The organism is Vibrio sp. SCSIO 43136, from assembly GCF_023716565.1.
GTDB lineage: Bacteria > Pseudomonadota > Gammaproteobacteria > Enterobacterales > Vibrionaceae > Vibrio.
Genome location: NZ_CP071848.1, coordinates 2,589,149 through 2,615,821, shown reverse-complemented (window position 1 = coordinate 2,615,821; position 26,673 = coordinate 2,589,149). Strand labels below are relative to the sequence as shown.

General features: G+C 46.0%; 22 protein-coding genes. 14 read left to right on the top strand and 8 right to left on the bottom strand.

From position 1 onward, the window contains the following. Positions 1–21: 21 nt before the first annotated feature. The 4 genes from J4N39_RS12310 to nadC form a co-directional block, all read right to left on the bottom strand. On the bottom strand, positions 22–1,245 hold the full coding sequence (locus J4N39_RS12310; RefSeq protein WP_252019849.1) for a type II secretion system F family protein: 1,224 nt from the start codon (positions 1,243–1,245) through the stop codon (positions 22–24). 7 nt (positions 1,246–1,252) lie between these two features. Next, entirely contained in the window at positions 1,253–2,929 is a 1,677-nt protein-coding gene (gene pilB, locus J4N39_RS12305; protein ID WP_252019841.1) for a type IV-A pilus assembly ATPase PilB, read from the bottom strand. A gap of 3 nt (positions 2,930–2,932) precedes the next feature. After that, positions 2,933–3,346 carry a pilin gene (locus J4N39_RS12300; RefSeq protein WP_252019839.1) on the bottom strand — a complete coding sequence of 138 codons (414 nt, stop codon included), beginning with the start codon at positions 3,344–3,346 and terminating at the stop codon, positions 2,933–2,935. A 215-nt stretch (positions 3,347–3,561) separates the two neighbouring features. After that, positions 3,562–4,449 carry a carboxylating nicotinate-nucleotide diphosphorylase gene (nadC, locus tag J4N39_RS12295; RefSeq protein ID WP_252019837.1) on the bottom strand — a complete coding sequence of 296 codons (888 nt, stop codon included), beginning with the start codon at positions 4,447–4,449 and terminating at the stop codon, positions 3,562–3,564. Between the two features lie 160 nt (positions 4,450–4,609). Between nadC and ampD the strand changes: the two genes are divergently transcribed. From ampD to lpdA, 5 genes are all read left to right on the top strand, one after another. Then, entirely contained in the window at positions 4,610–5,155 is a 546-nt protein-coding gene (gene ampD / locus J4N39_RS12290) for a 1,6-anhydro-N-acetylmuramyl-L-alanine amidase AmpD (protein WP_252019835.1), read from the top strand. A 293-nt stretch (positions 5,156–5,448) separates the two neighbouring features. Next, positions 5,449–6,216 carry a pyruvate dehydrogenase complex transcriptional repressor PdhR gene (pdhR, locus tag J4N39_RS12285; RefSeq protein ID WP_252019833.1) on the top strand — a complete coding sequence of 256 codons (768 nt, stop codon included), beginning with the start codon at positions 5,449–5,451 and terminating at the stop codon, positions 6,214–6,216. A gap of 48 nt (positions 6,217–6,264) precedes the next feature. Continuing rightward, positions 6,265–8,931: a pyruvate dehydrogenase (acetyl-transferring), homodimeric type gene (gene aceE, locus J4N39_RS12280; RefSeq protein ID WP_252019831.1), complete on the top strand. Its 2,667-nt coding sequence runs from the start codon at positions 6,265–6,267 to the stop codon at positions 8,929–8,931. A 19-nt stretch (positions 8,932–8,950) separates the two neighbouring features. After that, positions 8,951–10,852 carry a pyruvate dehydrogenase complex dihydrolipoyllysine-residue acetyltransferase gene (gene aceF, locus J4N39_RS12275; RefSeq protein ID WP_252019829.1) on the top strand — a complete coding sequence of 634 codons (1,902 nt, stop codon included), beginning with the start codon at positions 8,951–8,953 and terminating at the stop codon, positions 10,850–10,852. Positions 10,853–11,068: 216 nt separating this feature from the next. Continuing rightward, positions 11,069–12,496, top strand: a complete 1,428-nt coding sequence (gene lpdA / locus J4N39_RS12270) for a dihydrolipoyl dehydrogenase (RefSeq protein WP_252019827.1) — start codon at positions 11,069–11,071, stop codon at positions 12,494–12,496. A gap of 74 nt (positions 12,497–12,570) precedes the next feature. Here lpdA and J4N39_RS12265 read toward each other — a convergent pair whose 3' ends face one another. Both J4N39_RS12265 and J4N39_RS12260 read right to left on the bottom strand, forming a co-directional pair. Then, complete coding sequence (locus tag J4N39_RS12265) at positions 12,571–13,398, bottom strand: HDOD domain-containing protein (protein ID WP_252019825.1); 828 nt, start codon at positions 13,396–13,398, stop codon at positions 12,571–12,573. A 109-nt stretch (positions 13,399–13,507) separates the two neighbouring features. Further along, a complete protein-coding gene (locus J4N39_RS12260) occupies positions 13,508–14,122 on the bottom strand; it encodes a TetR/AcrR family transcriptional regulator (protein WP_252019813.1) in 615 nt (204 codons plus the stop codon). A 294-nt stretch (positions 14,123–14,416) separates the two neighbouring features. On the opposite strand from J4N39_RS12260, the gene hpt reads away from it, so the two are divergent. Continuing rightward, on the top strand, positions 14,417–14,947 hold the full coding sequence (gene hpt / locus J4N39_RS12255; protein WP_252019810.1) for a hypoxanthine phosphoribosyltransferase: 531 nt from the start codon (positions 14,417–14,419) through the stop codon (positions 14,945–14,947). A gap of 65 nt (positions 14,948–15,012) precedes the next feature. Here hpt and can read toward each other — a convergent pair whose 3' ends face one another. Next, a complete protein-coding gene (gene can, locus J4N39_RS12250) occupies positions 15,013–15,672 on the bottom strand; it encodes a carbonate dehydratase (protein WP_252019808.1) in 660 nt (219 codons plus the stop codon). Between the two features lie 229 nt (positions 15,673–15,901). Between can and J4N39_RS12245 the strand changes: the two genes are divergently transcribed. The 3 genes from J4N39_RS12245 to J4N39_RS12235 all read left to right on the top strand — a co-directional run bounded on the left by J4N39_RS12245 (position 15,902) and on the right by J4N39_RS12235 (position 19,328). Continuing rightward, positions 15,902–17,545: a SulP family inorganic anion transporter gene (locus J4N39_RS12245; RefSeq protein WP_252019795.1), complete on the top strand. Its 1,644-nt coding sequence runs from the start codon at positions 15,902–15,904 to the stop codon at positions 17,543–17,545. A 93-nt stretch (positions 17,546–17,638) separates the two neighbouring features. After that, positions 17,639–18,556, top strand: coding sequence for an ABC transporter ATP-binding protein (locus J4N39_RS12240; RefSeq protein ID WP_252019793.1), 918 nt, complete (start codon positions 17,639–17,641; stop codon positions 18,554–18,556). 1 nt (position 18,557) lies between these two features. Beyond that, positions 18,558–19,328, top strand: coding sequence for an ABC transporter permease (locus tag J4N39_RS12235; protein ID WP_252019791.1), 771 nt, complete (start codon positions 18,558–18,560; stop codon positions 19,326–19,328). A gap of 125 nt (positions 19,329–19,453) precedes the next feature. On the opposite strand, the gene rpsT is transcribed toward J4N39_RS12235, so the two are convergent. Next, positions 19,454–19,714, bottom strand: a complete 261-nt coding sequence (rpsT, locus tag J4N39_RS12230; RefSeq protein WP_252019788.1) for a 30S ribosomal protein S20 — start codon at positions 19,712–19,714, stop codon at positions 19,454–19,456. Between the two features lie 246 nt (positions 19,715–19,960). On the opposite strand from rpsT, the gene murJ reads away from it, so the two are divergent. From murJ to fkpB, 5 genes are all read left to right on the top strand, one after another. Next, complete coding sequence (gene murJ / locus J4N39_RS12225) at positions 19,961–21,520, top strand: murein biosynthesis integral membrane protein MurJ (RefSeq protein ID WP_252019786.1); 1,560 nt, start codon at positions 19,961–19,963, stop codon at positions 21,518–21,520. Between the two features lie 105 nt (positions 21,521–21,625). Further along, complete coding sequence (gene ribF / locus J4N39_RS12220) at positions 21,626–22,567, top strand: bifunctional riboflavin kinase/FAD synthetase (protein WP_252019784.1); 942 nt, start codon at positions 21,626–21,628, stop codon at positions 22,565–22,567. Between the two features lie 55 nt (positions 22,568–22,622). Further along, the gene (ileS, locus tag J4N39_RS12215) at positions 22,623–25,454 is read left to right on the top strand and encodes an isoleucine--tRNA ligase (RefSeq protein ID WP_252019781.1); all 2,832 of its coding nucleotides are present in this window, start codon (positions 22,623–22,625) and stop codon (positions 25,452–25,454) included. A gap of 8 nt (positions 25,455–25,462) precedes the next feature. Next, entirely contained in the window at positions 25,463–25,969 is a 507-nt protein-coding gene (gene lspA, locus J4N39_RS12210; protein ID WP_252019779.1) for a signal peptidase II, read from the top strand. Between the two features lie 268 nt (positions 25,970–26,237). Next, positions 26,238–26,669 carry an FKBP-type peptidyl-prolyl cis-trans isomerase gene (fkpB, locus tag J4N39_RS12205; protein ID WP_252019777.1) on the top strand — a complete coding sequence of 144 codons (432 nt, stop codon included), beginning with the start codon at positions 26,238–26,240 and terminating at the stop codon, positions 26,667–26,669. Positions 26,670–26,673: the final 4 nt, after the last annotated feature.

The window sequence follows — 26,673 nt, the reverse complement described above, 5'->3', positions numbered from 1 at the left end:
AAATTGGGTAAAAAAACTATTTTAGCCTAATACATTCATTAAGTTAAATATCGGCAGATACATTGCGACCACTAGGCCTCCAACTAATCCACCTAATACCATGATGATAAGCGGTTCGAGAAGTTTGCCTAAGTTATCGACAGTATCATCGACCTGATCTTCATAGAGGTTGGCCACTTTGTTGAGCATATCATCCAACTGACCAGAGGTTTCTCCAATCATCACCATCTGTTCAACCAGTTTAGGAAAGGCACCACAATGGCGTATCGCTAAATAAAAGGGCGTGCCTGCTGCGGTTTCTTGGTGTACTTGCTGCAAGGCTCGATAGAACACTGGGTTGTTTGCGGTTCGAGCACTGCTTTGTAGACCAGTTAAAATCGGCACGCCTGCGGTAAAGCTGGTGGCGAGTGTGCGGGCAAATTTTGCTATTGAAGCCTTGATCATCACATCGCCAAAGATTGGCAGTCTAAAGCTCAACTTGCTTAACCCATGATGAAAATCAGACCATTGTTGGCAGGCTTTTTTCGTGCCTAATATGGTGATAATTAATCCGAGTAAAAGATAAGCACCGTAACTTTGGACCCAATGTGACAGCGTTAAGATTTTCTCGGTAAACCATGGCAGGGTTGCATTCATGTTAGTGAACATTTTTTCGAACTCTGGGATCACCATGGTGAGCATTAGGTAAGTGACGCCAATAGCTGCGAGCATCACCATCGCAGGGTAGATCATCGCTTTTATCACTTTGGCCTTAAGTTGGGCGCTCTTTTCTAAGTATTCAGCAAGACGTTCAAACGCTTTGGATAGGTTACCTGTTTGTTCTCCGGTTTTGAGCATATCAACGTAAAAACTGTCAAAAAATGGGCTGGAGGTTCGCATGGCTTTAGAGATTGGCGTACCAGCTTCAACGGCTCGTCTTAGCTTCCTGAGCAGGTTTTTCATTTCTGCTTTGTGGTGACTATCGGCAATAAGATCAAGCGCTTGCACTAATGATATTCCGGTGGCCAACATAGTCGCCATTTGGCGAGTAAACAGCATGATGTCTTTGGCCTTCACTCGATGACTCAGCTGGCTAAAGCTAGAGAGGTTTTTCTTACGCAATTTACGTAGCTGAATTTTTTGTTCTGAAAGCTGGATTCGCACTTCGTGTTCACTAAAACACAAACACTCTCCAGACACCTTTTTGCCCGCAGAATTTATTCCTTGCCAGCGAAAGCTGCGCATTTTTTGCTTTTCTCTCACCATTAACCTCCTAGATATAGAGCACTCGTTTGAGCTCTTGATAGCTGGTGATGCCTTGTATCAGCTTGTCGTAACCAGACTCGGCAAGGGAGCACATTTGGTTTTCTTGTGTGAGCTGTTTTAAGTCGGCAGCATGAGCATCAGATGCGATGGCGTTTTTAATCGCTTCATTAAAAGTCAGCACCTCAAAAACGCCCGTTCGACCTCGATACCCACCGTTACACTCAGGGCAACCTTGCTCTGAATGGGTATAGATGACGGGCCGATCAGTAGGTAGTTCTGGATAGTGTTGGTTATCCACCACTCGGCAAGTGCGGCAAAGTTTTCGCACTAAGCGTTGAGCGATTATCAGGCTGAGTGAAGCGGCAATATGATAACCCTCGATGCCCATGTTCTTGAGGCGAAGAATGGTCTCAAGCGCTGAATTGGTGTGAAGTGTTGAAAGCACTAAGTGACCTGTTTGCGACGCTTTTATCGCAATTTCTGCTGTTTCAAAATCACGTATTTCCCCCACCATGACCACATCTGGGTCTTGGCGTAGAAAGGCTTTTAATGCGGTTGAGAAATGTAGACCAATCTTGGGTTCAACTTGTAACTGGTTGATACCCGGTAAGTTGATTTCAATGGGGTCTTCGGCGGTGGAAATGTTGCGAGATTGGGTGTTGAGTAAGTTCAAACTACTATAAAGCGTAATAGTTTTACCGCTGCCTGTAGGGCCTGTCACCAGTATCATCCCTTGCGGGCGACTCAAGGCTTGCTGAACATTTTGGTATTGGTTGGTATTTAAACCTAGGTCTTCAAGTTTGAGGCTGACTTGGGAGCTGTCAAGAATTCGCAGCACCACCTTTTCACCCCATAAGGTCGGCATGGTTGAGAGGCGAATATCAACCGACTTGTCCGTCCCTAACTGCAGCTTAATACGTCCATCTTGCGGCAGACGTTTTTCAGCAATATCTAGGTTGGAAAGGATCTTCAGCCGTGCAGCAAGTCGCCCCGCTAGCGCAGGTGGGGGAGCGTGGGCGGCGTGCAATAGACCATCACAACGAATCCGAACTTGGTAGTGCTTTTCGAACGGCTCGAAATGAATGTCAGATGCACCTTTGCGGATGGCGTCGGTGATGACTTGGTGGATGAAGCGGCTGACTGGGGCGTTGTCTAATTGAGTTATTGGCTGCTGTGACTCTTCAATACTTGCTTGGGAAGAAAACTCACCTAATTCTTCAGAAGATATCTCTTGATGAAATTGATGCTCCCCTTCAATTTGAGTTCCGAAGAGTTGGCGTATTTTAGCTTGTATATCTGCTTCATCAGCTAGAGATAAAGTAATACTGCAGCCAGATGCAAACGCAAAATCACTTTCAATTTCATTATTTGTAGGGTCGCTGACCACAATACAAAGGTTACCATTCGAAAGTGATATTGGAAGAGCTTGATGCTCAATGACCAACTTTGATAGGAGAAGTTGGTTACTGAGTGCAAAGCTAGTTTCAGGATCTATGGCTACTATGGGTAGGCCATGTAGAACAGAAATATGCTGTAGTAACTGCTCCGATGTAAAAATAGATAGATCTACTATGCTAGAGAAAATACTACGTTTTGATGAGCTCGCATATTCGATGATTGAGCTAAGTTGCTGATCATTCAGCAACTTAGCATGGTTCAACACTAGAGCGAGAGTGTTGGGCATCAGTTAACTACAACCTTTAGGCTCAATGTCAGTGTCATTGATATCAGAGCTACAGCTCCAGTTCCCATCACCAGTTCTAATTAGGTTAACTTTTTTACCGTTAACATTTGCACTATTGCCAGAGCTGCTGAACAGATATTGAATTGTGCCCCCAGCGCCGCTGATGCTTTGAAATGAAATTGTTGCCCCTGTAATGGTTGGAATCGCTACAGCGGCAGAGTTTGCTGGAAATGCTCCGTTATCAATTACATAAGTTTCAACATTTGTTCTTAGGCCGGTAATAGAAGCTAAAGCACTAGCTGCTTCTGATTTGCCAACGTATTTTTGATATTGCGGTACAGCTACCATCGCCAATACGCCAATCACCGCCACAACAATCATCAATTCAATCAGTGTAAAGCCCTGTTGTTTTTTCATCACTTTCTCCATAAGTTGGTTTACTTAGCCAGCATAAGAAACCTAAGAAATCAGCTATATAGGAAGTTTTTCAGCTAGGGAGTCAGTTTGAATTTTTACGCGTTGGCTTGCGTAATGTTGCAGGGGTGGTTCGACGCATCTCAAATTTAAAGTATGCGATTCAATATATTAGACAAAAAAGGAGGCAATTGCCTCCTTCATCAAAATAGTTTGAGTTACTTAAAGCGCATCGATAAGTCGAGCGCTTTTAGGTGCTTGGTTAAAGCGCCTACCGAGATGTAATCCACTCCTGTCATCGCATACTCACGAATGGTGTCTAGGGTGACGTTACCAGAGTTTTCCAGCGCTGCTCTGCCCTGGTTAATTTCTACGGCTTCACGCATCATATCTGTGGTGAAGTTATCCAGCATGATGATGTCCGCACCCGCATCGATCGCTTGCTGAAGCTCTTCCAAGCTCTCGGTTTCTACTTCTACAGGTTTACCCGGATTTAGAGCTTTCGCTGTTTCGATCGCTTTGGTAATGCCACCACAAGCAATGATGTGGTTTTCTTTGATTAGGTATGCGTCAAACACACCAATGCGATGGTTGTAACCACCACCACAAGCTACAGCGTATTTTAGAGCGCTGCGCAGACCTGGAATGGTTTTACGAGTATCGAGCAGTCGACACTCAGTGCCTTCTAGCTCTTTAGCGTAGTGAGAGGTAATAGTCGCCACACCAGACAAGGTCTGAATAAAGTTCATCGCATTGCGCTCACCAGTGAGCAAGATACGAGCAGGGCCAGTCAGTGTGCACAGTGTTTGATTTGGCTCTACCGCATCACCATCTTGCACGTGCCATTCGATAGAGGCTTCGCCACCTAGTTGCTTGAAGACTTCATCAGCCCATGCTTGGCCACAAAAAATACCGTGCTCACGGGTAATGATGGTTGCAACACCTTGAGTGTCTGCCGCAATCAGCTGCGCAGTGATATCATCATTGGCATCCAAAGTGCCACCCAGATCCTCACGCAAAGTATCGGCAACAGCGCGAGTGATTTCGTGTGGAAGTTGTTCCTTTAAGTAGTCAAGACGTGCTTGACTGTTATGAGTGTCTTTCATTCTGTTCAGCATACTAGGTTGACTTGAGAGGGGCATCATACTCTTGCAGCGCAAGAAATTCAGCATCAATTATCGCAATTTTTCTCCCCTGTGAAATGGGTATAATTACCATAACCGATTTTATTTAATTTTAACTCTGGTCTATGAAGAACGATAATGTATGAAGATAGACGATAACCACCTCTTGAGTGAGGTTCGTCAGGTGCCTTCAAGTCATTGTGATTTGCGGCCCGACAGTGACGATATCTCACTGTTAGTGATACACCACATTAGTCTGCCGCCGTTTGAATACGGCAGTGAGGATATCGAGGCCTTTTTTACGGGAACACTTGACCCGAATAGGCACGCTTTTTTCAAGGTGATTGAAAAAATGCGTGTTTCTGCTCACTGTTTGATTCGACGAGATGGAGAGATCATCCAGTTCGTGCCATTCGATAAGCGAGCGTGGCATGCCGGTATTTCTTCTTTTGCTGGGCGTGATAGGTGCAATGACTACTCTATTGGCATTGAATTAGAAGGCAGTGAATTTGATGCTTATACCCCATCGCAATACCTTGCATTGGCCAAACTGAGCCAATTGTTGATGTCTCGTTACGATAAAATTTCCCCATCCCGAATTACTGGTCACCAGTTCATTTCTCCGCTGCGAAAAAGCGATCCAGGCCTAACCTTTGATTGGCCATTTTACCGTTCTCTTCTTAAGTGATTGTATTCAGGCACATTACTCATGTGCCTTTGTTTACCAATTTTTCCTTTGCTCGATTTATTTTTAACATCGAAATAAATTTTTATGTGCATAATTAAAAATTGGTAAGACCATTAGTTAGCTGTTTTAGTGTGCAAATGTTATCAGCTCTTTACGGGGTGGCTGGTTCTATGATTTGAATCAAGTTTTCACTAGACAGTGGTGTTTTAATTGTGTTATTTTTCTGTCCATCTTGAAATTGGTAATACCAATTGACTGCAAGTAAATAGAACAACAGAAGAAGAACAATAAGTATGGCTTATCAAAGGATTCGTCAGCCAAAGCTTTCCGACGTGATTGAACAAGAGTTGGAGCGGCTGATACTGGAAGGAACACTGTCACCTGGCCAACAGCTCCCACCTGAGCGTGAGCTGGCTAAGCAATTTGACGTGTCACGTCCATCTATCCGAGAAGCGATTCAACGTTTGGAGGCTAAACGCCTACTCACCCGTAAGCAGGGCGGAGGCACGTTTGTCAGTGAGAGCCTTTGGAAGAGTTTCTCTGATCCTCTGCTAGATTTATTGTCAACGCATTCTGAAACCCAACTGGATTTGTTGGAAGCTCGCCACGCATTAGAAGGCTTGAGCGCTTACTTTGCAGCCCTTCGCGGTACCGACGAAGATTTTGAAAGAATTCAGCAGTGTCTTGAGCAAATTGATGATGCTCAAGCACAAAGCAATGTAGAGAACGAAGCGGCTGCTGTTATGGCACTTCTTATCGCATTAACCGAAGCTGCCCATAATGTGGTGTTGCTTCATATCGTGCGCAGCCTATCTCCATTGCTTGAGCAAAACGTATTACAAAACTTAAAACTATTGCACCGCCGCTCTGATGTGGTGGAAAAAGTCAGTAAACACCGAGCTAATATCGTGACTGCAATTATTTCTGGTCAGCCTGAAGAGGCGCGAGAAATGTCGCAATCGCACTTAGCTTACATCGAAGAAACATTGTTGGATTTGACCCGAGAAGAGAGTCGTAGAGAGCGCTCTCTACGTCGAATCCAGCAAGGCAAAGAGTCATAACGACCTTTGTTTGTTTAGTAGATCCAACTAACAAAAGGATAGATCGCCATGTCTGAAGTCATGAAACATGACGTTGATGCACTGGAAACTCAAGAATGGCTACAAGCACTTGAGTCAGTGGTACGTGAAGAAGGTGTCGAGCGTGCACAGTTCTTACTTGAGCAAGTTCTAGACAAAGCTCGTCTTGATGGGGTAGATATGCCAACCGGTATTACTACTAACTACATCAACACCATCCCAGCTGATCAAGAGCCAGCATACCCAGGTGATACCACACTAGAGCGTCGCATTCGTTCTATCATTCGCTGGAATGCAATCATGATCGTTCTACGTGCGTCGAAGAAAGACCTAGAGCTAGGCGGCCACATGGCGTCTTTCCAGTCTTCTGCAGCATTCTACGAAACGTGTTTCAACCACTTCTTCCGTGCGCCAAACGAGAAGGACGGTGGCGATTTGGTTTACTACCAAGGTCATATCTCTCCAGGTATCTACTCTCGTGCTTTCGTTGAAGGTCGTTTGACAGAAGAGCAGCTAGATAACTTCCGTCAAGAAGTAGACGGTAAAGGTATCCCTTCATACCCGCACCCGAAACTGATGCCTGAGTTCTGGCAGTTCCCAACGGTTTCTATGGGTCTAGGCCCGATCTCTGCGATCTACCAAGCTCGTTTCCTTAAGTACCTAGATGGTCGTGGCATGAAAGACACGTCTGAGCAGCGCGTATATGCCTTCCTAGGTGACGGTGAGATGGATGAGCCAGAATCACGTGGCGCAATTTCTTTCGCAGCGCGTGAGAAACTAGACAACCTATGTTTCCTAATCAACTGTAACCTACAGCGTCTAGACGGCCCAGTAATGGGTAACGGCAAGATCATTCAAGAGCTTGAAGGTCTATTTAAAGGTGCAGGTTGGAACGTAGTTAAAGTTATCTGGGGTAACAACTGGGACTCTCTACTAGCAAAAGACACTACAGGTAAGCTTCTTCAGCTAATGAACGAAACTATCGATGGTGACTACCAAACATTTAAAGCAAAAGATGGCGCATACGTACGTGAGCACTTCTTTGGCAAGTACCCAGAAACAGCAGCACTTGTTGCTGATATGACAGACGACGAAATCTTCGCTCTTAAGCGTGGTGGTCATGAGTCTTCTAAGCTTTACGCTGCATACAAAAACGCAGAAGAGACCAAAGGTCGTCCAACTGTGATCCTAGCTAAGACGGTTAAAGGTTACGGCATGGGTGAAGCGGCGGAAGGTAAGAACATCGCACACCAAGTTAAGAAGATGGATATGACGCACGTACTACACCTACGTGATCGTCTAGGTCTTCAAGACATCCTATCTGACGAGAAAGTGAAAGAACTTCCTTACTTGAAGTTGGAAGAAGGTTCAAAAGAGTACGAATACCTACACGCTCGTCGTAAAGCGCTAAAAGGTTACACGCCTCAGCGTCTACCTAACTTTACTCAAGAGTTTATCACTCCAGAAGTAGAAGAGTTCAAGCCACTGCTAGAAGAGCAAAAGCGTGATATCTCGACTACGATGGCGTTTGTACGTGCACTAAACGTACTACTGAAGAACAAGAACATCGGCAAAAACGTGGTTCCAATCATCGCAGATGAAGCGCGTACCTTCGGTATGGAAGGTCTATTCCGTCAAATCGGTATTTACAACCCGCATGGCCAGAACTACACGCCACAAGACCGTGACATCGTTTCTTACTACAAAGAAGCAACTTCAGGTCAGGTTCTACAAGAAGGTATCAACGAGCTAGGTGCTATGTCTTCATGGGTTGCAGCGGCAACTTCATACTCGACTAACGACCTACCTATGATCCCGTTCTACATCTACTACTCAATGTTTGGCTTCCAACGTGTAGGCGACATGGCGTGGATGGCAGGTGACCAACAAGCTCGTGGTTTCCTACTAGGTGCAACAGCCGGCCGTACGACTCTAAACGGTGAAGGTCTACAGCACGAAGATGGTCACTCGCACATCATGGCAGGTACGGTTCCTAACTGTATCTCTTACGACCCAACGTTCGCATATGAAGTTGCAGTAATCATGCAAGACGGTATCCGTCGCATGTACGGTGAGAACCAAGAGAATGTGTTCTACTACCTAACGCTGATGAACGAAAACTACGCAATGCCAGCAATGCCAGAAGGCGCTGAAGAAGGCATCCGTAAGGGTATCTACAAGCTAGAAACTTATGCAGGCGAGAAAGGCAAGGTTCAGCTAATGAGCTCGGGTACTATCATGAACGAAGTACGTAAAGCCGCTCAGATCCTTAGCGACGATTACGGTATCGCTTCTGACATCTACTCAGTAACTTCATTCAACGAAGTGACACGTGATGGTCAAGAAGTTGAGCGTTTCAACATGCTACACCCAGAAGCTGAGCAGCAAGTACCTTACATCACACAAGTGATGGGTACAGAGCCTGCAATCGCAGCAACCGACTACATGAAGAACTACGCAGAGCAGGTACGTGCATTCATCCCTGCTGAATCATTCAAGGTTCTTGGTACGGATGGCTTCGGTCGCTCAGACAGCCGTGAAAACCTACGTCGTCACTTCGAAGTGAACGCAGGTTATGTAGTGGTAGCTGCGCTAACTGAACTGGCTAAGCGTGGTGATGTTGAGAAATCTGTGATTGCGGAAGCAATCAAGAAGTTCGACATCGACGCAGATAAAATTAACCCGCTATACGCATAATTTAGAAGGTAAATAAGCAATGGCAATCGAAATTAATGTACCTGACATCGGTGCGGATGAGGTTGAAGTTACTGAGATCCTTGTAAGCGTTGGCGACAAGGTTGAAGAAGAGCAGTCACTGATCACAGTGGAAGGCGATAAAGCTTCTATGGAAGTTCCTGCATCTCAAGCGGGCATCGTTAAAGAAATCAAAGTTGCGGAAGGCGACACGGTTTCTACTGGTTCTTTGATTATGGTTTTTGAAAGTGAGGCGGGTGCTGCGGCGCCTGCTCCTGCGGCAGAAGCTGCACCAGTGGCGGCACCAGCACCAGCTGCAGCAGAACTAAAAGAAGTTCATGTACCTGATATCGGCGGCGACGAAGTTGAAGTTACCGAGATCATGGTAGCGATTGGCGACAGCATTGAAGAAGAGCAATCTCTTCTAACGGTCGAAGGCGACAAAGCTTCTATGGAAGTACCTGCGCCGTTTGCGGGTACTCTAAAAGAGATCAAAGTTGCGGCTGGCGATAAAGTAACAACTGGCTCGTTAATCATGGTATTCGAGGTAGCAGGTTCAGGCGCAGCAGCACCTGTAGCCGAAGCTCCGGCGGCGGCAGCTCCAGCAGCATCTGTTGCCGGAACGCCGGACCGAAAAGAAGTAAACGTTCCTGATATTGGTGGCGATGAAGTTGAAGTAACCGAAATCATGGTTTCTGTCGGTGACAGTGTTGAAGAAGAGCAATCGCTAATCACGGTTGAAGGCGATAAGGCTTCAATGGAAGTTCCGGCACCATTTGCGGGCACAGTAAAAGAAATCAAAATTGCCGAAGGCGATAAGGTGACTACTGGCTCACTAATCATGGTGTTTGAAACCCAAGGTGAAGCACCAGCGGCAGCTCCGGTTGCAGCAGCTCCTGCTCCATCTGCGGTACCAGCACCTTCTGCGCCAGCAGCAAAAGAAGCTTCGGCAGCAGCACCAGCAGCGAATGACTTCCAAGAGAACAACGATTACGCTCACGCATCACCAGTGGTACGCCGTCTAGCTCGCGAGTTTGGCGTTAACCTATCTAAGGTGAAAGGTACTGGTCGTAAGAGCCGTATCCTGAAAGAAGACGTACAGTCTTACGTGAAGGAAGCGCTTAAGCGCCTAGAGTCTGGTGCGGCAGCAGCGGCATCTGGTAAAGGTGACGGCAGTGCTCTTGGTCTACTTCCATGGCCTAAAGTTGACTTCAGCAAGTTCGGTGAAACTGAAGTTCAGAAGCTTTCTAAGATTAAGAAAATTTCTGGTGCCAACCTGCACCGTAACTGGGTAATGATCCCACACGTTACACAGTGGGATAACGCAGATATCACTGCGCTAGAAGCGTTCCGTAAAGAACAGAATGCTATCGAAGCGAAGAAAGATTCAGGCATGAAGATCACTCCACTTGTGTTCATCATGAAAGCTGTTGCAAAAGCTCTTGAGGCATTCCCAGCGTTTAACTCTTCTCTTTCTGAGGATGGCGAAAGCATTATCCTTAAGAAATACGTCAACGTGGGTATCGCTGTTGATACGCCAAACGGCCTTGTAGTACCAGTGTTCAAAGATGTGAACAAGAAAGGTATCTACGAGCTTTCTGCGGAGCTAATGGAAGTTTCTAAGAAAGCACGTGCTGGTAAGCTAACAGCGGCAGACATGCAAGGCGGCTGTTTCACCATCTCAAGCCTAGGTGGCATCGGTGGTACAGCGTTTACTCCAATCGTGAATGCACCAGAAGTTGGTATCTTAGGCGTATCTAAGTCTGAGATGAAACCTGTGTGGAACGGTAAAGAGTTTGAACCACGTCTACAGCTTCCACTATCACTTTCATACGACCACCGTGTGATTGACGGTGCAGAAGGTGCACGTTTCATTACTTACCTAAACGGCTGTCTAAGCGATATCCGTCGTCTGGTTCTGTAATCGCAATAAAATCTGAGGCGGCTATTTAGCCGCCTTTATTTAGATGAATACCCTGACAATTCACCGGATTACTCAATTGAATTGTTGGCTGGCTCACAGGCTAAATGGAATTACTTTTCACACCTTTAACATCTCTGTAAACTGTTGACGGTTTGAATATAAATACAACTCCATACCCACTCAGCCTGTTAGGGATAATGACTACAAGAGGTCAAAATGAGCAAAGAAATTAAAGCCCAAGTTGTTGTACTTGGTTCTGGTCCTGCTGGTTACTCAGCTGCATTCCGTTGTGCAGATTTAGGTCTTGAAACCGTACTAGTAGAACGTTACAGCACTCTTGGTGGTGTGTGTCTAAACGTGGGTTGTATCCCATCAAAAGCACTGCTTCACGTATCGAAAGTTATCGAAGAAGCGAAAGCGATGGCAGACCATGGTGTTGTGTTCGGTGAACCTCAAACTGACATCAACAAGATCCGTATCTGGAAAGAAAAAGTTGTAAACCAACTGACTGGCGGTCTTGGCGGTATGGCTAAGATGCGTAAAGTTAACGTAATCAACGGTTACGGTAAATTCACAGGTCCTAACTCTATCCAAGTTGAAGGTGAAGACGGTACAACAGTTGTTAACTTTGACAACGCTATCGTTGCTGCGGGTTCTCGCCCGATCAAGCTACCGTTTATTCCACATGAAGACCCACGTATTTGGGATTCAACGGATGCGCTAGAGCTGAAAGAAGTTCCTGAGAAACTACTTATCATGGGTGGCGGTATCATCGGTCTTGAAATGGGTACGGTTTACCACTCACTAGGTTCTAAAGTTGACGTTGTTGAGATGTTCGATCAAGTGATCCCAGCAGCGGATAAAGACATCGTTAAAGTTTACACCAAGCGTATTAAGAACAAGTTCAACTTGATGCTTGAGACTAAGGTGACAGCAGTAGAAGCGAAAGAAGATGGTATCTACGTTTCTATGGAAGGCAAAAAAGCACCAGCAGAAGCTGAGCGTTACGACGCTGTTCTTGTTGCTATCGGCCGTGTACCAAACGGTAAGCTTATCGATGCAGAAAAAGCAGGTATCGAGGTTGATGAGCGTGGTTTCATTAACGTTGATAAGCAGATGCGTACTAACGTTGAACACATTCACGCAATCGGTGATATCGTTGGCCAACCAATGTTGGCTCACAAAGGTGTGCATGAAGGTCACGTAGCGGCTGAAGTTATCTCTGGTAAGAAACACTACTTCGACCCGAAAGTTATTCCATCAATTGCATACACTGAGCCAGAGGTTGCTTGGGTAGGTAAGACAGAGAAAGAAGCGAAAGAAGAAGGTCTAAACTACGAAGTTGCGACATTCCCTTGGGCTGCATCTGGCCGTGCTATCGCATCTGACTGTGCTGATGGTATGACTAAGCTTATTTTCGATAAAGAGTCTCACCGTGTGATTGGTGGTGCGATCGTTGGTACTAACGGTGGTGAACTGCTGGGTGAAATCGGTCTTGCTATCGAGATGGGTTGTGATGCGGAAGATATCGCTCTGACTATCCACGCTCACCCAACCCTACACGAATCAGTAGGTCTTGCGGCAGAAGTGTTTGAAGGTACAGTCACTGACCTTCCAAACCCGAAAGCAAAGAAAAAGAAATAATCTGATTGCTTAAACTATTAAAAAGGCGCTGTTTCAGCGCCTTTTTTCGTTTTTAGCCTTGATAAGTAGATGGTTTAAGCCGCCATCTGGCTGGCCAGTTCCTTTCCATTGCCTCGAACCGACTCAATAGTCTCACCAAATGCCGCCGAAATGTGCAGCACTCTTGCATCATCATGTTCTGCTATAAACATAGCTTTAGATTTCTCGTCCTGCTGTTCATCCCACTGCTTGTGAATGTCGGTGGCAAAGTGCAGAACAGTGGCCAGTTTTTGCGATTGTTCCGCTTGGCTTGGATCTGGGTAATGTTGAATTGCATCAACCATTTCAGATGGAAAACGCCAAGTCTTGGCGAGGATGGCACCCAGTTCAGGCGAGGTACACTCAAGCAACTCACGCTGCACTTCATAGACATCTTCTCCCTGCAATGCGCGTTGTGCGATGGCTTGGGCTTCATCTGGTACCAAGGTATGGATCATCAGCTCGCCAATATTGTGCAAGATTGCCGTGGTGAAGACTTCATTGCCATCAAGGCCAGATTGCTCGCCTAATTTACCTGCGATGACAGCGACCTCAAAGGTATCACTCCAGTATTCATCAAGGTTTAGGGTTGGGATTTTTGGAAAAGCACTCGATAACACTGATGCCACTACTAAGGTTCGTACCGGGCCACTGCCGACGCGAATAATGGCATCATTGACCGATGATACCGACTGACTACCACCAAAATACGCAGAGTTAGCCATACGCAGCAGACGAGCGCTGAGCACTTGTTCCATGCTCATCTTATTAGATAGTTGCTTAAAATCGACATCATCCTGATTCACCATATCTAACAATTCTTGCAGAACTTTTTGTAATCTTGGCAGTTCATTGAGACGTGAGATTAGGGCCTTCTGACTCATTGTGTTCTCCTTTTTTGTCGTTGTACTTTCAATATAGGAGAGAATTTGGAGAAATAAAAAAAAGCTCGAAATTGATTCAAGCTTTTTCAAAATCAGTGACGAAAACCGTTTATTTTCGGTCTTGGTAGATGCACAGCATCGCAAGGAAGCTTTGCTTCACTTGATTTAGATATGCTGAATCTGGATTGCGATTTGCTTGTACAAACAGCGAGTAACAGATACCGTGTAGCATGTGAGTAAGCACTGAAGGTTCGTGCTTATCACACACTTCACCACGATTCTGTGCACTTTCAAACATAGCTTCAAGACGTTTGCGGCTGTTTTCGTTACAGCTCAAGAACAGCGGCCATACTTCTTCACGTGTTGAGCTGCTCCATTCAAACCAAACTTTGAGCCAGTTTTCTCCAGCTAGTGCGGCGTTAATCACTTGGGTAGTGAAATGGTCGAGATTAGATTCAGCGCTAGAATCGGGATCAATGTTTTCACTGACGAATGCGTGGTAGTGATTTTCGACTTGTCCTAAGACTTCATCGACGAGATCTTCACGAGTTTGAAAGTAATTAAACACGGTTGCCACCGATACTTGAGCAATTTCAGCAATATCTGCGTGACCGCCACGGCCGATGCCACGACGAGCAAATACTTCAATTGCGATATCCAGTAGCTGTTCTTTACGCTTTTGTGGAGACAGGCGCGTGCGTGGACGCTTCTTTACAGTATCCATAGATAGGTTTCCTTGCCAACGTTGTTATTTATAATTCTTTCTTAGCTTTCAAAGCATTAGAAAGTTTAAGCCAGTGCTGCTAGAGTTTTTTTATTTTGCAACACATCTCATGAGTGTAATGATGCATATCAAATTGTCAATGATAGAAATATCACTCTTTGCACAAGATCCAACCAATGCAAAAAATTAACCTTCCTGTACAGGGAGTGCTAAACTATCGCTCAATCAGTGACAACTCGACTATAAATCTAGTGGATACTTGTCAGACGTACTAATTAATCAAACGAGAGCAGTATGAAACATACCGTAGAAGTGATGATCTCTGAGCAAGAGGTTCAAAAGCGCGTGGAAGAGCTAGGCAAGCAAATTACCGAGCATTACCAAGATACCAGCAACTTGGTGCTTGTCGGCTTGCTACGTGGTTCATACGTATTTATGGCGGATTTGACTCGTAAGATTGGCCTTAACCACACCGTTGATTTCATGACGGCATCGAGCTACGGCAATGCGATGGAAAGTAGTCGTGATGTTCGTATCTTGAAAGACCTAGATGATGACATCAAAGGCAAGGACGTATTGTTGGTTGAAGATATTATTGATACCGGCAACACGTTGAGCAAGGTACGAGAGATTCTAGAAATTCGCGAGCCTAACTCGATTCAGATCTGTACTTTGTTGGATAAGCCATCTCGCCGCGAAGTTGAAGTGGACGCAAAGTTCATCGGTTTTGAGATCCCTGATGAGTTTGTTGTTGGTGTTGGCATCGATTACGCTCAGATGTACCGCAACCTTCCTTACATCGGTAAAGTCGTGCCTCAAGAATAGTGCTGTAAGGTATCGTCGAATAAAAAATTCCCGCTCATGTGAGCGGGAATTTTTTTATGGAATCTTTATTTAAGCAGGTTGCTACTCAAAATTTGGTACATACCTTTTTGGTAGTTATCTTCGAGTTCCGTTGCATTTGCACAACGAACACCAAGTTCTTTGAGTTTGCCATCGCCAATGCCATAAATCACACCGTGAATCTCAACATCTTGCCCACGTTCCCACGCACTTTGCATGATGGTTGAGTTGCCCAGGTTGTAAACTTGCTCTGCAACGTTGATTTCACAAAGTTTGTCGACACGCTGTGCTTCTGGCAACTCGTCAATGACGTTACGGTATTTTAGGTAGTAGTCTCGAATGTGCAGTAGCCAGTTGTTGATAAGCCCCAGTTTCGGATTATCGATCGCAGCGGCAACCCCACCACAACCATAGTGACCACAAATGATAATGTGTTTGACCTTAAGCACATCAACGGCGTATTGAACCACAGACAGGCAGTTAAGGTCGGTATGGATCACTTGGTTAGCCACATTGCGATGCACGAACAGTTCGCCTGAGTAAAGGCCGGTTAAACGTTCAGCTGGTACACGGCTATCAGAGCAGCCAATCCATAGAAAACCAGGACTTTGTCCGTCTTCAAGTTGGGCAAAAAACTCTGGCTGTTCGGCCTTGATGGCCTCTGACCATTGAGCATTATTGTCAAAAAGCTGTTTGATTTCTGGCATCGTCTTCCCCTTAATTGATAACGCCAACTATACACAATGTTACAAATTCAATCTCAATAAAATTGTCAGGAAAAACACTCATCTGAGGTGTTAATGTTAAAAATTATGTCCATTTAGTTGGTTTTTTGCCCAGCTTAGACCGAATGTAAATATAGCCTTGCTTTTTATCTCTTTTTTGGATGAGACTGTTCTGGTAAATTTGCTCGGTTTATTTGTCGGAGGCAGGGAAGTGATAGGCAAACGTTTTACTGATGTTGATTTGAAAGGTGACCTATTCGGTGGTGTTACCACAGCAATAATTTCTTTACCTCTTGCCCTTGCGTTTGGCGTTGCATCTGGAGCAGGCGCTGAAGCGGGATTATGGGGGGCAATTATGGTGGGGCTGTTTGCTTCACTGTTTGGTGGTTCTTCCACTCTTATCTCTGAGCCGACCGGCCCAATGACGGTGATCATGACCGCCGTTTTAACCACTATGATGGCAAAATACCCAGAAACAGGCATGGCCATGACTTTTACCGTGGTGATGATGGCTGGGGCATTTCAAATCTTGCTCGGGACACTCAAGCTCGGTAAATACGTCACTTTAATGCCTTATAGTGTTATTTCTGGGTTTATGTCCGGGATTGGTGTCATCCTTATTATCCTCCAACTCGCACCATTATTAGGTCACGCCGCACCAGCAGGCGGTGTGACAGGGATGCTCAGCGCACTACCAGATATTGTTGCCAATATGAGCTTTGGTGAGCTGTTCTTGGGATTGCTAACACTGGCCATTTTGTTCTTAATGCCAAAGAAATATCGCCGCTATGTGCCAGCTCAATTGGTTGCCTTAGTAGCAGTGACTTTGCTTTCTATGCTGTTTTTTGGCTCGGATGATATTCGCCGTATTGGTGAGATTCCTGCGGGTTTACCTTCGTTAGTTATTCCGACGTTCACCTCAGACACCCTCGTTACCATGATTATCGATGCTCTCGTGCTTGGTACTTTGGGCTGCATCGATACGTTGCTTACCGCTGTTATTGGTGACTCACTGACTCGTAAAGAGCATGATTCGGACAAAGAGTTACGAGGCCAAGGCTTGGCTAACATGTTATCTGGTTTAGTCGGTGCATTGCCGGGGGCTGGTGCAACGATGGGCACTGTCACCAATATTCAGGTTGGTGCTCGCTCTCCACTCTCAGGGGTGATCCGCGCCTTAGTGTTAGCGCTGGTGGTATTGGTTGCAGGTGGCCTAACCGAGCCTATTCCTATGGCCGTATTGGCTGGTATCGCTGTTTACGTTGGCTTCAATATTCTCGATTGGAGCTTTATTCAACGTGCTCATAAGGTGAGCTTGCAAGGCATGGCGATCATGTACGGCGTGATGCTACTGACAGTGTTTGTCGATTTGATTGTTGCTGTGGGTTTAGGGGTATTTATCTCTAACATCATTATTATCGAGCGTTTGAGCCGCGAGCAAGCACGCCAAGTGAAAGCCATCAGTGATGCTGACGATGATGACGTTCCCCTGACTGACAGCGAGCGCTCTATTCTGGATCAAGCCGAGGGCAAGGTACTGTTCTTCTACTTATCTGGGCCAATGATTTTCAGTGTTTCTAAAGCGATTTCAAGGCAACACTCGAGCATCAATGATTATCAAGCCATGATACTCGACCTTACTGACGTACCTATGTTGGATGTGACCGTAGGCCTAGCGCTGGAAAACGCTATTAAAGACGCCACAGAAGCCAATGTTGAGGTATTCCTGCTTTGTCCAAATATGCAAACGCGTAACCAGCTTGAGAAGTTTCACGTGTTAGAACTTATCGATGAAGCGCATACCTTTGAGTTTCGTTCACACGCACTTAAAGCTGCGGTAAAGGCGGTGAATTAGAAAGCGCTTAAATAAAATATTGGCTAGGGGTTGAAAATTAATCGTGCTAACGTCATTTGATACCCATAAATAATAATCAGAGCCAATACATTTATGAACGCTTTAGAAATTAACCACCTGCGTAAAGTCTATGCAGGTGGTTTTGAAGCTTTGAAAGGCATTAGCTTAAATGTCTCAAAAGGCGATTTTTACGCACTGCTAGGGCCTAATGGAGCCGGCAAATCTACCACCATCGGTATCATCTCTTCGTTGGTGAATAAAACCTCTGGACAGGTGAAAGTGTTTGGTCACGATATCGATCAAGAACTGGAGCTTGCCAAACAACACTTAGGTCTCGTGCCGCAAGAGTTTAACTTCAACCAATTTGAAACCGTTGAGCAAATCGTATTGCAGCAAGCGGGCTTTTACGGTGTGCCTCGTACATTGGCTAAAGAGCGGGCTAAGAAGTACCTTAGCCAACTCGATCTATGGGAAAAACGCAGCGAACGCGCTCGTAACCTTTCAGGAGGTATGAAACGCCGCTTGATGATTGCTCGTGCATTAATGCATGAACCCCAACTGCTTATCCTTGATGAACCTACCGCTGGCGTTGATATCGAGTTGCGCCGCTCGATGTGGGATTTCTTGCAAAAGATCAACAAAGAGCAGGGCATCACCATCATCTTGACCACTCACTACCTCGAAGAGGCTGAGATGTTATGTCGCAATATCGGCATTATCAGCAAAGGAGAGTTGATTGAGAACACCTCGATGAAGTCCTTGCTGAACAAGCTGCATGTTGAAACCTTCATTCTTGACCTCGAAGGAGTAGAAACCGCACCTGAGCTTGAAGGGGTGAAAGTCGTGGGGCTCGAAAACCACTCGTTAGAAATTGAAATCGAAAAGTCGGTCGGTTTGAACCATTTGTTTGAGCAGTTGAGTCAGCAGGGCATTAAAGTGCTGTCGATGCGTAACAAAGCTAACCGATTGGAAGAGCTGTTCGTCAATATCGTGGCGGAGCAGGAGAAGTAATATGTATCAGATTTATTGGACCGCTTTTCGCAGTTTGCTATACAAGGAAGTGAATCGCTTTATGCGAATTTGGGTACAAACCCTAGTTCCTCCAGCGATTACTATGACACTCTATTTTATTATTTTCGGTAACTTGATTGGATCTCGCATTGGTGAGATGAGCGGCTTTAGCTACATGGCATATATTGTGCCGGGGCTTATCATGATGTCGGTGATCACCAACTCGTACTCGAACGTTGCCTCCTCTTTCTTTAGCTCTAAGTTTCAAAAGAACATCGAAGAGCTGTTAGTTGCGCCTGTACCGAATTACGTCATCATTGGCGGCTTTGTCATGGGTGGTGTGGTACGAGGTCTTGCCGTTGGTGCCATTGTCACCTTTGTATCGCTGTTCTTTGTGGATTTGCAGGTCGAGCATTGGTGGGTGATTGTTGCGACGGTATTTTTAACCTCGGTCGTGTTCTCACTTGGTGGTCTGATTAATGCCGTATTTGCTAAGACATTTGACGATATCTCGATTATCCCGACCTTTGTATTGACGCCGTTAACTTACTTGGGCGGTGTTTTCTACTCGATCAGCTTGTTGCCTGAGTTCTGGCAGGGTGTATCTAAGATTAATCCGATCGTCTACATGGTGAATGCATTCCGCTATGGGTTCTTAGGTGTATCGGATGTGTCGATTACTACGTCGTTTGGTGTGCTAGGTGTGTTTGTGGTGGCTTTGTATGCTGTTGCTCACTACTTGGTAACCAAAGGCATTGGTTTGAGAAGCTAATTGCTGAGAAAGCCAAAGAAGCTGACCTGATAGGGTTGGCTTTTTTTGGTGAAATTAATCTGTCACAAATTTTAGATATAAAAAAACCGGCCTAGGCCGGTTTTTTCGCATGAATCAATTCTCTATTAAAGAGCTTTGATTGCTGCAGCAAAGCGAGACTTGTGACGAGCAGCTTTATTCTTATGAATAAGACCTTTAGTCGCCATACGGTCTAGGATTGGTGTAACTGCAACGAATGCAGCAGTTGCAGCTTCTTTATCGCCAGCTTCGATAGCTGCGATAGTTTTCTTCATGTAAGTGCGCATCATAGAACGACGGCTAGCGTTGTGCTGGCGACGTTTCTCAGCTTGGATAGCGCGCTTCTTAGCAGATTTACTGTTTGCCAAGGGTCTAACTCCCAAAAACTTAGTTCGGTGACAATTTAAGGGCGAGGAATATCCTCTATTTGCACCCAAATGTCAACTGATTTGTGCAAAAACCCACCTAAACCAAACAAATTTTTGGATTGGGCTGTCTTCGCGGTTAAGATGGCGGGGATTCTAACAGCATTTTTTTTCCAATGCTAATAAAACTGCGCTTAGAGTGGATTCAAACATCGACTAAGCAGTTTTGTCTGTCTTTTCGAGGTTTGTGTGAGTAAAAAATTACTAAAGTCAGGGCTGATTGTCAGCACCATGACGCTAGTGTCACGTGTGTTGGGTTTAGTCCGTGACGTGGTGGTCGCCAACTTAATGGGGGCAGGGGCGAGCGCCGATGTCTTTTTCTTTGCTAATAAGATCCCCAACTTCCTGCGTCGTTTATTTGCTGAGGGCGCATTCTCTCAAGCATTTGTTCCGGTACTTACCGAATATCAAGCGCAAGGTGATAAAGATAAAACCCGAGAATTAATCGCTAAGGTATCAGGTACGCTCGGGGTGCTGGTCTCTATAGTTACGCTACTTGGCGTGCTCGGCTCTGGCGTTGTGACTGCGCTGTTTGGTGCGGGTTGGTTTATCGACTGGCTCAATGATGGTCCGTCTGCACCTAAATTTGAGCTGGCGAGTTTGCTGCTTAAAATCACCTTTCCTTATTTATGGTTTATCACCTTTGTTGCTCTTTCTGGAGCGATCTTAAACACCTTGGGTAAGTTTGCAGTGTCATCATTTACTCCGGTTTTTTTGAATGTGATGATCATTGCCTCTGCGTCGCTAATCTCACCTCAACTGGCTCAGCCAGAAATCGGATTAGCAATTGGTGTGTTTTTGGGTGGTTTGGCGCAGTTTTTATTCCAACTGCCATTTCTTATCAAAGAAGGTGTGCTTGTTCGCCCTAAATGGGGGTGGAAAGATCCTGGTGTGGTGAAAATTCGCACACTGATGATCCCAGCACTGTTTGGTGTTTCAGTCAGCCAGATCAATTTACTGTTTGATACCTTTATTGCCAGCTTCCTGCAAACAGGCTCGATCAGTTGGCTCTATTACTCTGATCGTTTACTTGAGTTCCCACTGGGTTTGTTTGGTATCGCCATCGCAACGGTCATACTCCCAGCCTTGTCACGAAAACACGTTGACGCTCAAGGTGAAGGATTTGCACAAACCATGGATTGGGGGGTACGAATGGTGATTCTACTCGGGCTACCAGCCATGCTCGGTTTGATGGTGTTAGCCAAACCTATGTTGATGGTGCTATTTATGCGCGGTGAGTTCACCCCTGAGCACGTGGTGTATGCTTCGTATTCATTGATTGCATACGCATCTGGCCTATTGAACTTTATGCTGATTAAGGTGCTGGCTCCTGGTTACTTTTCTCGTCAAGATACCAAAACGCCCGTTAAATACGGCATCATCGCCATGGTATCTAACATGGTGTTCAATGCCATTTTTGCTTACTTCTATGGTTACGTTGGTCTTGCGATTGCCACGGCGCTATCGGCGTTTGTCAATATGGCATTGCTATATCGTGGCTTGCATCTGGCTAAGGTATATCACGTCACCAAACAGACATTGTTGTTTGGCGCTAGAGTGGTCGTAGCGGGCCTTGCTATGGTGGCCGTTATTCAATGGCAATTGGCGGAAATGGACACTTGGCTAGCTTGGGGTTTCGGCACTCGAGTATGGACGCTAGCTCTACTGATTGGCTTAGGTGGATTCGTTTACCTCGGCGTGGCTGTAGCACTAGGAATTCGCCCTCGCCACCTCAAGGCGGGTGGCTAAAATACGCTTGATAACGGATGCTGTATTTTGTAACAGCATCAGTATATAATCCGTCGGTTTGACGCCTAGTAAATCGCCAAGTAAAGAATAAGAAAAACGCAGACTATGGAATTGATCCGCGGTATCCACAACATTCAACCACGCCATAAAGGGTGTGTGTTAACCATTGGTAATTTTGACGGTGTCCACCTAGGGCATCAACAAGTGTTGAGCCAAGTGCTCAAGCAAGCTCAGTTGCTTGACTTACCCTCGGTGGTGATGACATTTGAACCCCAGCCAATGGAGTTCTTTGCTGGGAGTAATGCCCCAGCGAGATTGACTCGTTTACGAGACAAGCTAACCCAGCTAGATAAGCTGGATGTGGACCGACTGCTTTGCGTTAACTTCAACCAAGCGTTTGCTGATATGAGCCCAGAGAGTTTTGTCAAAGACCTGCTGGTGGATCGCTTGGGTGTGAAATTCTTGGTGGTGGGCGACGACTTTTGCTTTGGTAAGCAGCGCCGTGGTGACTTTACCATGCTGCAACAAGCGGGAGCAGAGTTCGGCTTTGAGGTGGTGAGCACCCAAAGTTATCGACTCGAAAAGACCCGCGTAAGCAGCACTGAAATCCGCTTGGCACTGGATCATAACGATCTCAAAAGTGCTCAAGAGATGCTCGGAAGACCATACAGTATCACTGGTCGAGTGTCTCACGGACGTAAACTCGGTAGAACCATAGGTTTCCCGACCGCCAACTTACCTTTAAAGCGCTGCGTATCTCCAGTTTCAGGGGTATACGTTGTTGAAGCTATTATGCCAAATGGCTCTATTGTGGGTGGCGTGGCCAACATAGGCAACCGGCCGACAGTAGAAGGTGTACGCCAGCAGTTGGAAGTACACTTATTTGACTTTACCGCTAACCTGTATGGTCAGGCGCTCGAAGTCGTGTTAAAACACAAATTACGTGAAGAGAAAAAGTTCTCTTCATTTGATGCGTTGAAAGAACAAATTAAATTGGATGCGAGTGCAGCACGGGCGTGGCTTCAATCGCACAGCGCCATCAGTTAGTCCACTGATGGTCATAATGTCTAACTTTCGCCCAACACAACGGAATTAAGAATCGATGAGTGAGTATAAAGATACCCTGAACTTACCTGAAACAGGGTTTCCAATGCGCGGCAATCTGGCGAATCGTGAGCCAGAAATGCTTAAGCGTTGGTATCAAGAAGATCTGTACGGTGCTATCCGTGCAGCTAAAAAAGGCAAAAAATCTTTCGTTCTGCACGATGGTCCTCCATATGCGAACGGTGACATTCACATTGGTCACGCTCTAAACAAGATTCTTAAAGACATTATTATTAAATCCAAAACACTTTCAGGTTTTGACGCTCCTTACATTCCTGGCTGGGACTGCCACGGTCTACCTATCGAGTTGATGGTAGAGAAAAAGGTTGGTAAGCCAGGTCAAAAAGTTACAGCAGGCGAGTTCCGTGATAAGTGTCGCGACTACGCAGCGGGCCAAGTTGAAGGTCAAAAAGAGAGCTTCAAGCGTCTAGGTATTCTTGGTGAGTGGGACAAGCCTTACCGCACTATGGATTTTGCGACCGAAGCTAACATCGTTCGTGCTCTAGGTAAGATTGCTGATAATGGCCACCTACTGAAAGGTTTCAAACCTGTTCATTGGTGTACTGACTGTGGCTCTGCATTGGCAGAAGCGGAAGTTGAGTACAAAGATAAGGTTTCTCCTTCTATCGATGTACGCTTTAAAGCAGCTGACGAAGCGGCGCTACTGGCGAAGTTTGGTCTAGCTGAAGGCCATGAAGGTCAAGGCGACATCTCTATCGTGATTTGGACAACCACACCTTGGACTCTGCCTGCGAACCGCGCAGTATGTCTACGTGAAGACCTAGAGTACGTACTTATCCAGGTTGAGGGCGAGAACCCTGAGCGTATCATCGTAGCGTCTGAGCTAGCGAAAGACGTAATGGATCGTGCAGGTATCGAGCATTTCCATAACCTTGGTTTTGCTAAAGGTGCTGACCTTGAGCTAGTACAGTTCAACCACCCGTTCTACGACTTCTCAGTTCCTGCGATCCTAGGTGATCACGTAACAACTGACTCAGGTACTGGTGTAGTTCACACCGCACCTGGCCACGGTCAAGAAGACTTTGCAGTTGGCGCTAAATACGACCTAGAAGTAGCTAACCCAGTGGGTTCAAACGGTGTTTACCTGCCAGATACTGAGCTATTTGCCGGTCAGCATGTATTTAAAGCAAACGATGCGGTTGTAGAAGTGCTGAAAGAGAAAGGTGCGCTACTACATCACCACGCTTACGAGCACAGCTACCCACACTGCTGGCGTCATAAGACTCCAATCATCTTCCGTGCAACTCCTCAGTGGTTCGTTTCTATGGACCAAGCAGGACTACGTGCTAAAGCACTGGAAGCGATCAAGGGTGTTGAGTGGATGCCTGAGTGGGGTCAAAGCCGTATCGAAGGTATGATTGAAGGTCGCCCTGAGTGGTGTGTATCTCGTCAACGTACTTGGGGTGTACCAATCGCTCTATTCGTTCATAAAGAGACCGCTGAACTTCACCCGAACACCTTGGAGCTAATCGAGAAAGTTGCACAACTTATTGAACAAAAAGGCATCCAAGCATGGTGGGATGTTGATGCTGCTGAGATCTTAGGTGAAGAAGATGCAGCTAAATATGAAAAAGTGACTGATACGCTAGACGTATGGTTCGATTCAGGTGTAACTCACTACTCAGTGGTTGATTCACGTGAAGAGTTTAACGGCAACGCAGCTGACCTATACCTAGAAGGTTCTGACCAACACCGTGGTTGGTTCCAGTCTTCTCTTATCTCATCAATTGCGATGAAAGGTGAAGCACCATACAAGCAAGTGCTAACACACGGCTTCGTGGTAGATGGCAACGGCCGTAAGATGTCTAAATCTATCGGTAACGTTGTTGCACCAAAAGATGTAACTAACAAGCTAGGTGCAGATATCCTGCGTCTATGGGTTGCTTCAACAGACTACACTGGTGAAGTGGCGGTTTCTGATGAGATCCTTAAGCGCTCTGCAGATGCGTACCGTCGTATCCGCAACACCTCGCGCTTCTTCCTAGCTAACCTAAGCGGTTTCAACCCTGAAACTGATATGGTTGCCGCTGATGAGATGGTAGCACTGGATCGCTGGGCAGTAGATCGTGCGCTAGCAGCTCAAGAAGAGATCATCAAAGCATACGGCGAGTACAACACACACGCAGTAATGCAGCGCTTAATGCACTTCTGTTCGGTTGAGATGGGTTCTTTCTACCTAGACATCATCAAAGACCGTCAGTACACCGCGAAGCGTGGTGGTCATGCGCAGCGCAGCTGTCAAACAGCGCTTTACTACATCGTTGAAGCTCTAGTTCGTTGGATGGCGCCAATCATGTCGTTCACTGCAGATGAGATCTGGAACGAGATGCCAGGCGAGCGCGGCAAGTTCGTATTCGCTGACGAGTGGTTCGAAGGTCTGTTTGCTCTTGCTGAAGGCGAAGAGCTAAACAACGAGTTCTGGGCTGAAATCCAAGAAGTTCGTGGTGCGGTGAACAAGCTACTAGAAGATGCTCGTAAAGAGAAAATCATCGGTGGTGCACTGCAAGCTGAGATCACGCTTTACGCTGACGACGCACTGATGGCGAAGATCAGCAAGCTGGGCGACGAGCTACGCTTTGTGATGCTAACGTCTGGCGCAGTGGTTAAGCCGCTAAGCGAGAAGAGCGATGCTGCGGCAGCAACTGACATCGAAGGCCTATTTGTTGAAGTAAAAGCAACAGAAGCGCAGAAGTGTGACCGTTGTTGGCACCACACTGCAGACGTAGGCACTATCGAAGGTCACGAGACTATCTGTGGCCGTTGTGTGACTAACGTTGAAGGTGAAGGCGAAACTCGTCAGTTCGCATAAGAGTTGATATGAGTGAGCAAACACTGAGCCTAAAACAATCTGGAGTACGCTGGCTATGGCTAGCGACTCTGATTTTTGTCGCCGACATCGCTATCAAATTGGTAGTGATGGATAGCATGGAATATGGCTGGCATGGACGTATTGAAGTGCTGCCATTTTTCAACCTGCTGTACGTACACAATTATGGGGCAGCTTTCAGCTTCTTGAGCGATCAAGCGGGTTGGCAGCGCTGGTTCTTTACTGGTATTGCTTTTGTCGTGTGTGCGCTTCTCACCCACTGGATGAGTAAACTTCCGGCGGCAGAAAAGTGGAACAACATTGCTTACGCATTGATCATTGGTGGTGCTACCGGCAACGTCTTTGATCGCATCGTGCATGGTTTCGTGGTGGATTATTTAGACTTCTTCATCGGTGATCACCATTGGCCAGCCTTTAACTTGGCAGATGCTGCCATCTGTATTGGTGCTGCGATGATTATCTTTGATGGCTTCCGCCGACCCAAGAAAGATGCGTAAACACCCACAAAGCTAATAACCACAAGCGCTACCCGTTGATTCGGGTGGCGCTTTTTAATATAAACAGGCAGTACATTAGCAAAAACAACAATCATACCAATACGACTAATTATGTGGTCTTGTATAGCGACGGACAGATTTTCTTTAGCAAGGCAGAAATCTTATGCCTAGCTGGGACTAGGGATACGATTTCTAACGCAGCTAAAGGAAATATGGACTAGCTAGACTGATCAGATAATTAGTTGGATTGGTATTATAAGGATATTCCGTGACTCAAATTACTGATAGCTCAACCGTTACTTTACACTTCACCATCAAATTAAAAGATGACTCTGTGGCTGATAGCACTCATAGCATGGGTAAACCAGCACAATTTAAAATGGGGGATGGCAGCTTGAGTGAAAACTTCGAGAAGTGCCTGATTGGACTATCACTTGGAGATAACAAGTCGATCGAGTTGATGGCCGATGATGCCTTCGGTCAGCCAAACCCTGATAATATCCATCACATGGACCGCAGCAAATTCTTAGGCCAAGACCAAGTCGAAGTCGGCACTATCATGGCTTTTACCGGTAAAGATGGTATGGAAATCCCGGGCATTATCACCGAACTTTCTGGTGAGTCAGTGACGGTTGATTTTAACCACCCACTGGCAGGTCAAGACGTTACTTTTGACGTAGAAATCTTAGCCGTAGAATAGGCTT

What these genes read in the sequence shown, in the direction of transcription:
- J4N39_RS12265 (WP_252019825.1), bottom strand. Translation starts at nt 13,398, where the DNA reads ATGAGTCAGAAGGCCCTAATCTCACGTCTCAATGAACTGCCAAGATTA.
- pilB (WP_252019841.1), bottom strand. Translation starts at nt 2,929, where the DNA reads ATGCCCAACACTCTCGCTCTAGTGTTGAACCATGCTAAGTTGCTGAAT.
- ampD (WP_252019835.1), top strand. Translation starts at nt 4,610, where the DNA reads ATGAAGATAGACGATAACCACCTCTTGAGTGAGGTTCGTCAGGTGCCT.
- aceF (WP_252019829.1), top strand. Translation starts at nt 8,951, where the DNA reads ATGGCAATCGAAATTAATGTACCTGACATCGGTGCGGATGAGGTTGAA.
- pdhR (WP_252019833.1), top strand. Translation starts at nt 5,449, where the DNA reads ATGGCTTATCAAAGGATTCGTCAGCCAAAGCTTTCCGACGTGATTGAA.
- can (WP_252019808.1), bottom strand. Translation starts at nt 15,672, where the DNA reads ATGCCAGAAATCAAACAGCTTTTTGACAATAATGCTCAATGGTCAGAG.
- hpt (WP_252019810.1), top strand. Translation starts at nt 14,417, where the DNA reads ATGAAACATACCGTAGAAGTGATGATCTCTGAGCAAGAGGTTCAAAAG.
- aceE (WP_252019831.1), top strand. Translation starts at nt 6,265, where the DNA reads ATGTCTGAAGTCATGAAACATGACGTTGATGCACTGGAAACTCAAGAA.
- J4N39_RS12300 (WP_252019839.1), bottom strand. Translation starts at nt 3,346, where the DNA reads ATGAAAAAACAACAGGGCTTTACACTGATTGAATTGATGATTGTTGTG.
- J4N39_RS12240 (WP_252019793.1), top strand. Translation starts at nt 17,639, where the DNA reads ATGAACGCTTTAGAAATTAACCACCTGCGTAAAGTCTATGCAGGTGGT.
- J4N39_RS12260 (WP_252019813.1), bottom strand. Translation starts at nt 14,122, where the DNA reads ATGGATACTGTAAAGAAGCGTCCACGCACGCGCCTGTCTCCACAAAAG.
- lpdA (WP_252019827.1), top strand. Translation starts at nt 11,069, where the DNA reads ATGAGCAAAGAAATTAAAGCCCAAGTTGTTGTACTTGGTTCTGGTCCT.
- J4N39_RS12310 (WP_252019849.1), bottom strand. Translation starts at nt 1,245, where the DNA reads ATGGTGAGAGAAAAGCAAAAAATGCGCAGCTTTCGCTGGCAAGGAATA.
- J4N39_RS12235 (WP_252019791.1), top strand. Translation starts at nt 18,558, where the DNA reads ATGTATCAGATTTATTGGACCGCTTTTCGCAGTTTGCTATACAAGGAA.
- ileS (WP_252019781.1), top strand. Translation starts at nt 22,623, where the DNA reads ATGAGTGAGTATAAAGATACCCTGAACTTACCTGAAACAGGGTTTCCA.
- ribF (WP_252019784.1), top strand. Translation starts at nt 21,626, where the DNA reads ATGGAATTGATCCGCGGTATCCACAACATTCAACCACGCCATAAAGGG.
- lspA (WP_252019779.1), top strand. Translation starts at nt 25,463, where the DNA reads ATGAGTGAGCAAACACTGAGCCTAAAACAATCTGGAGTACGCTGGCTA.
- nadC (WP_252019837.1), bottom strand. Translation starts at nt 4,449, where the DNA reads ATGAAAGACACTCATAACAGTCAAGCACGTCTTGACTACTTAAAGGAA.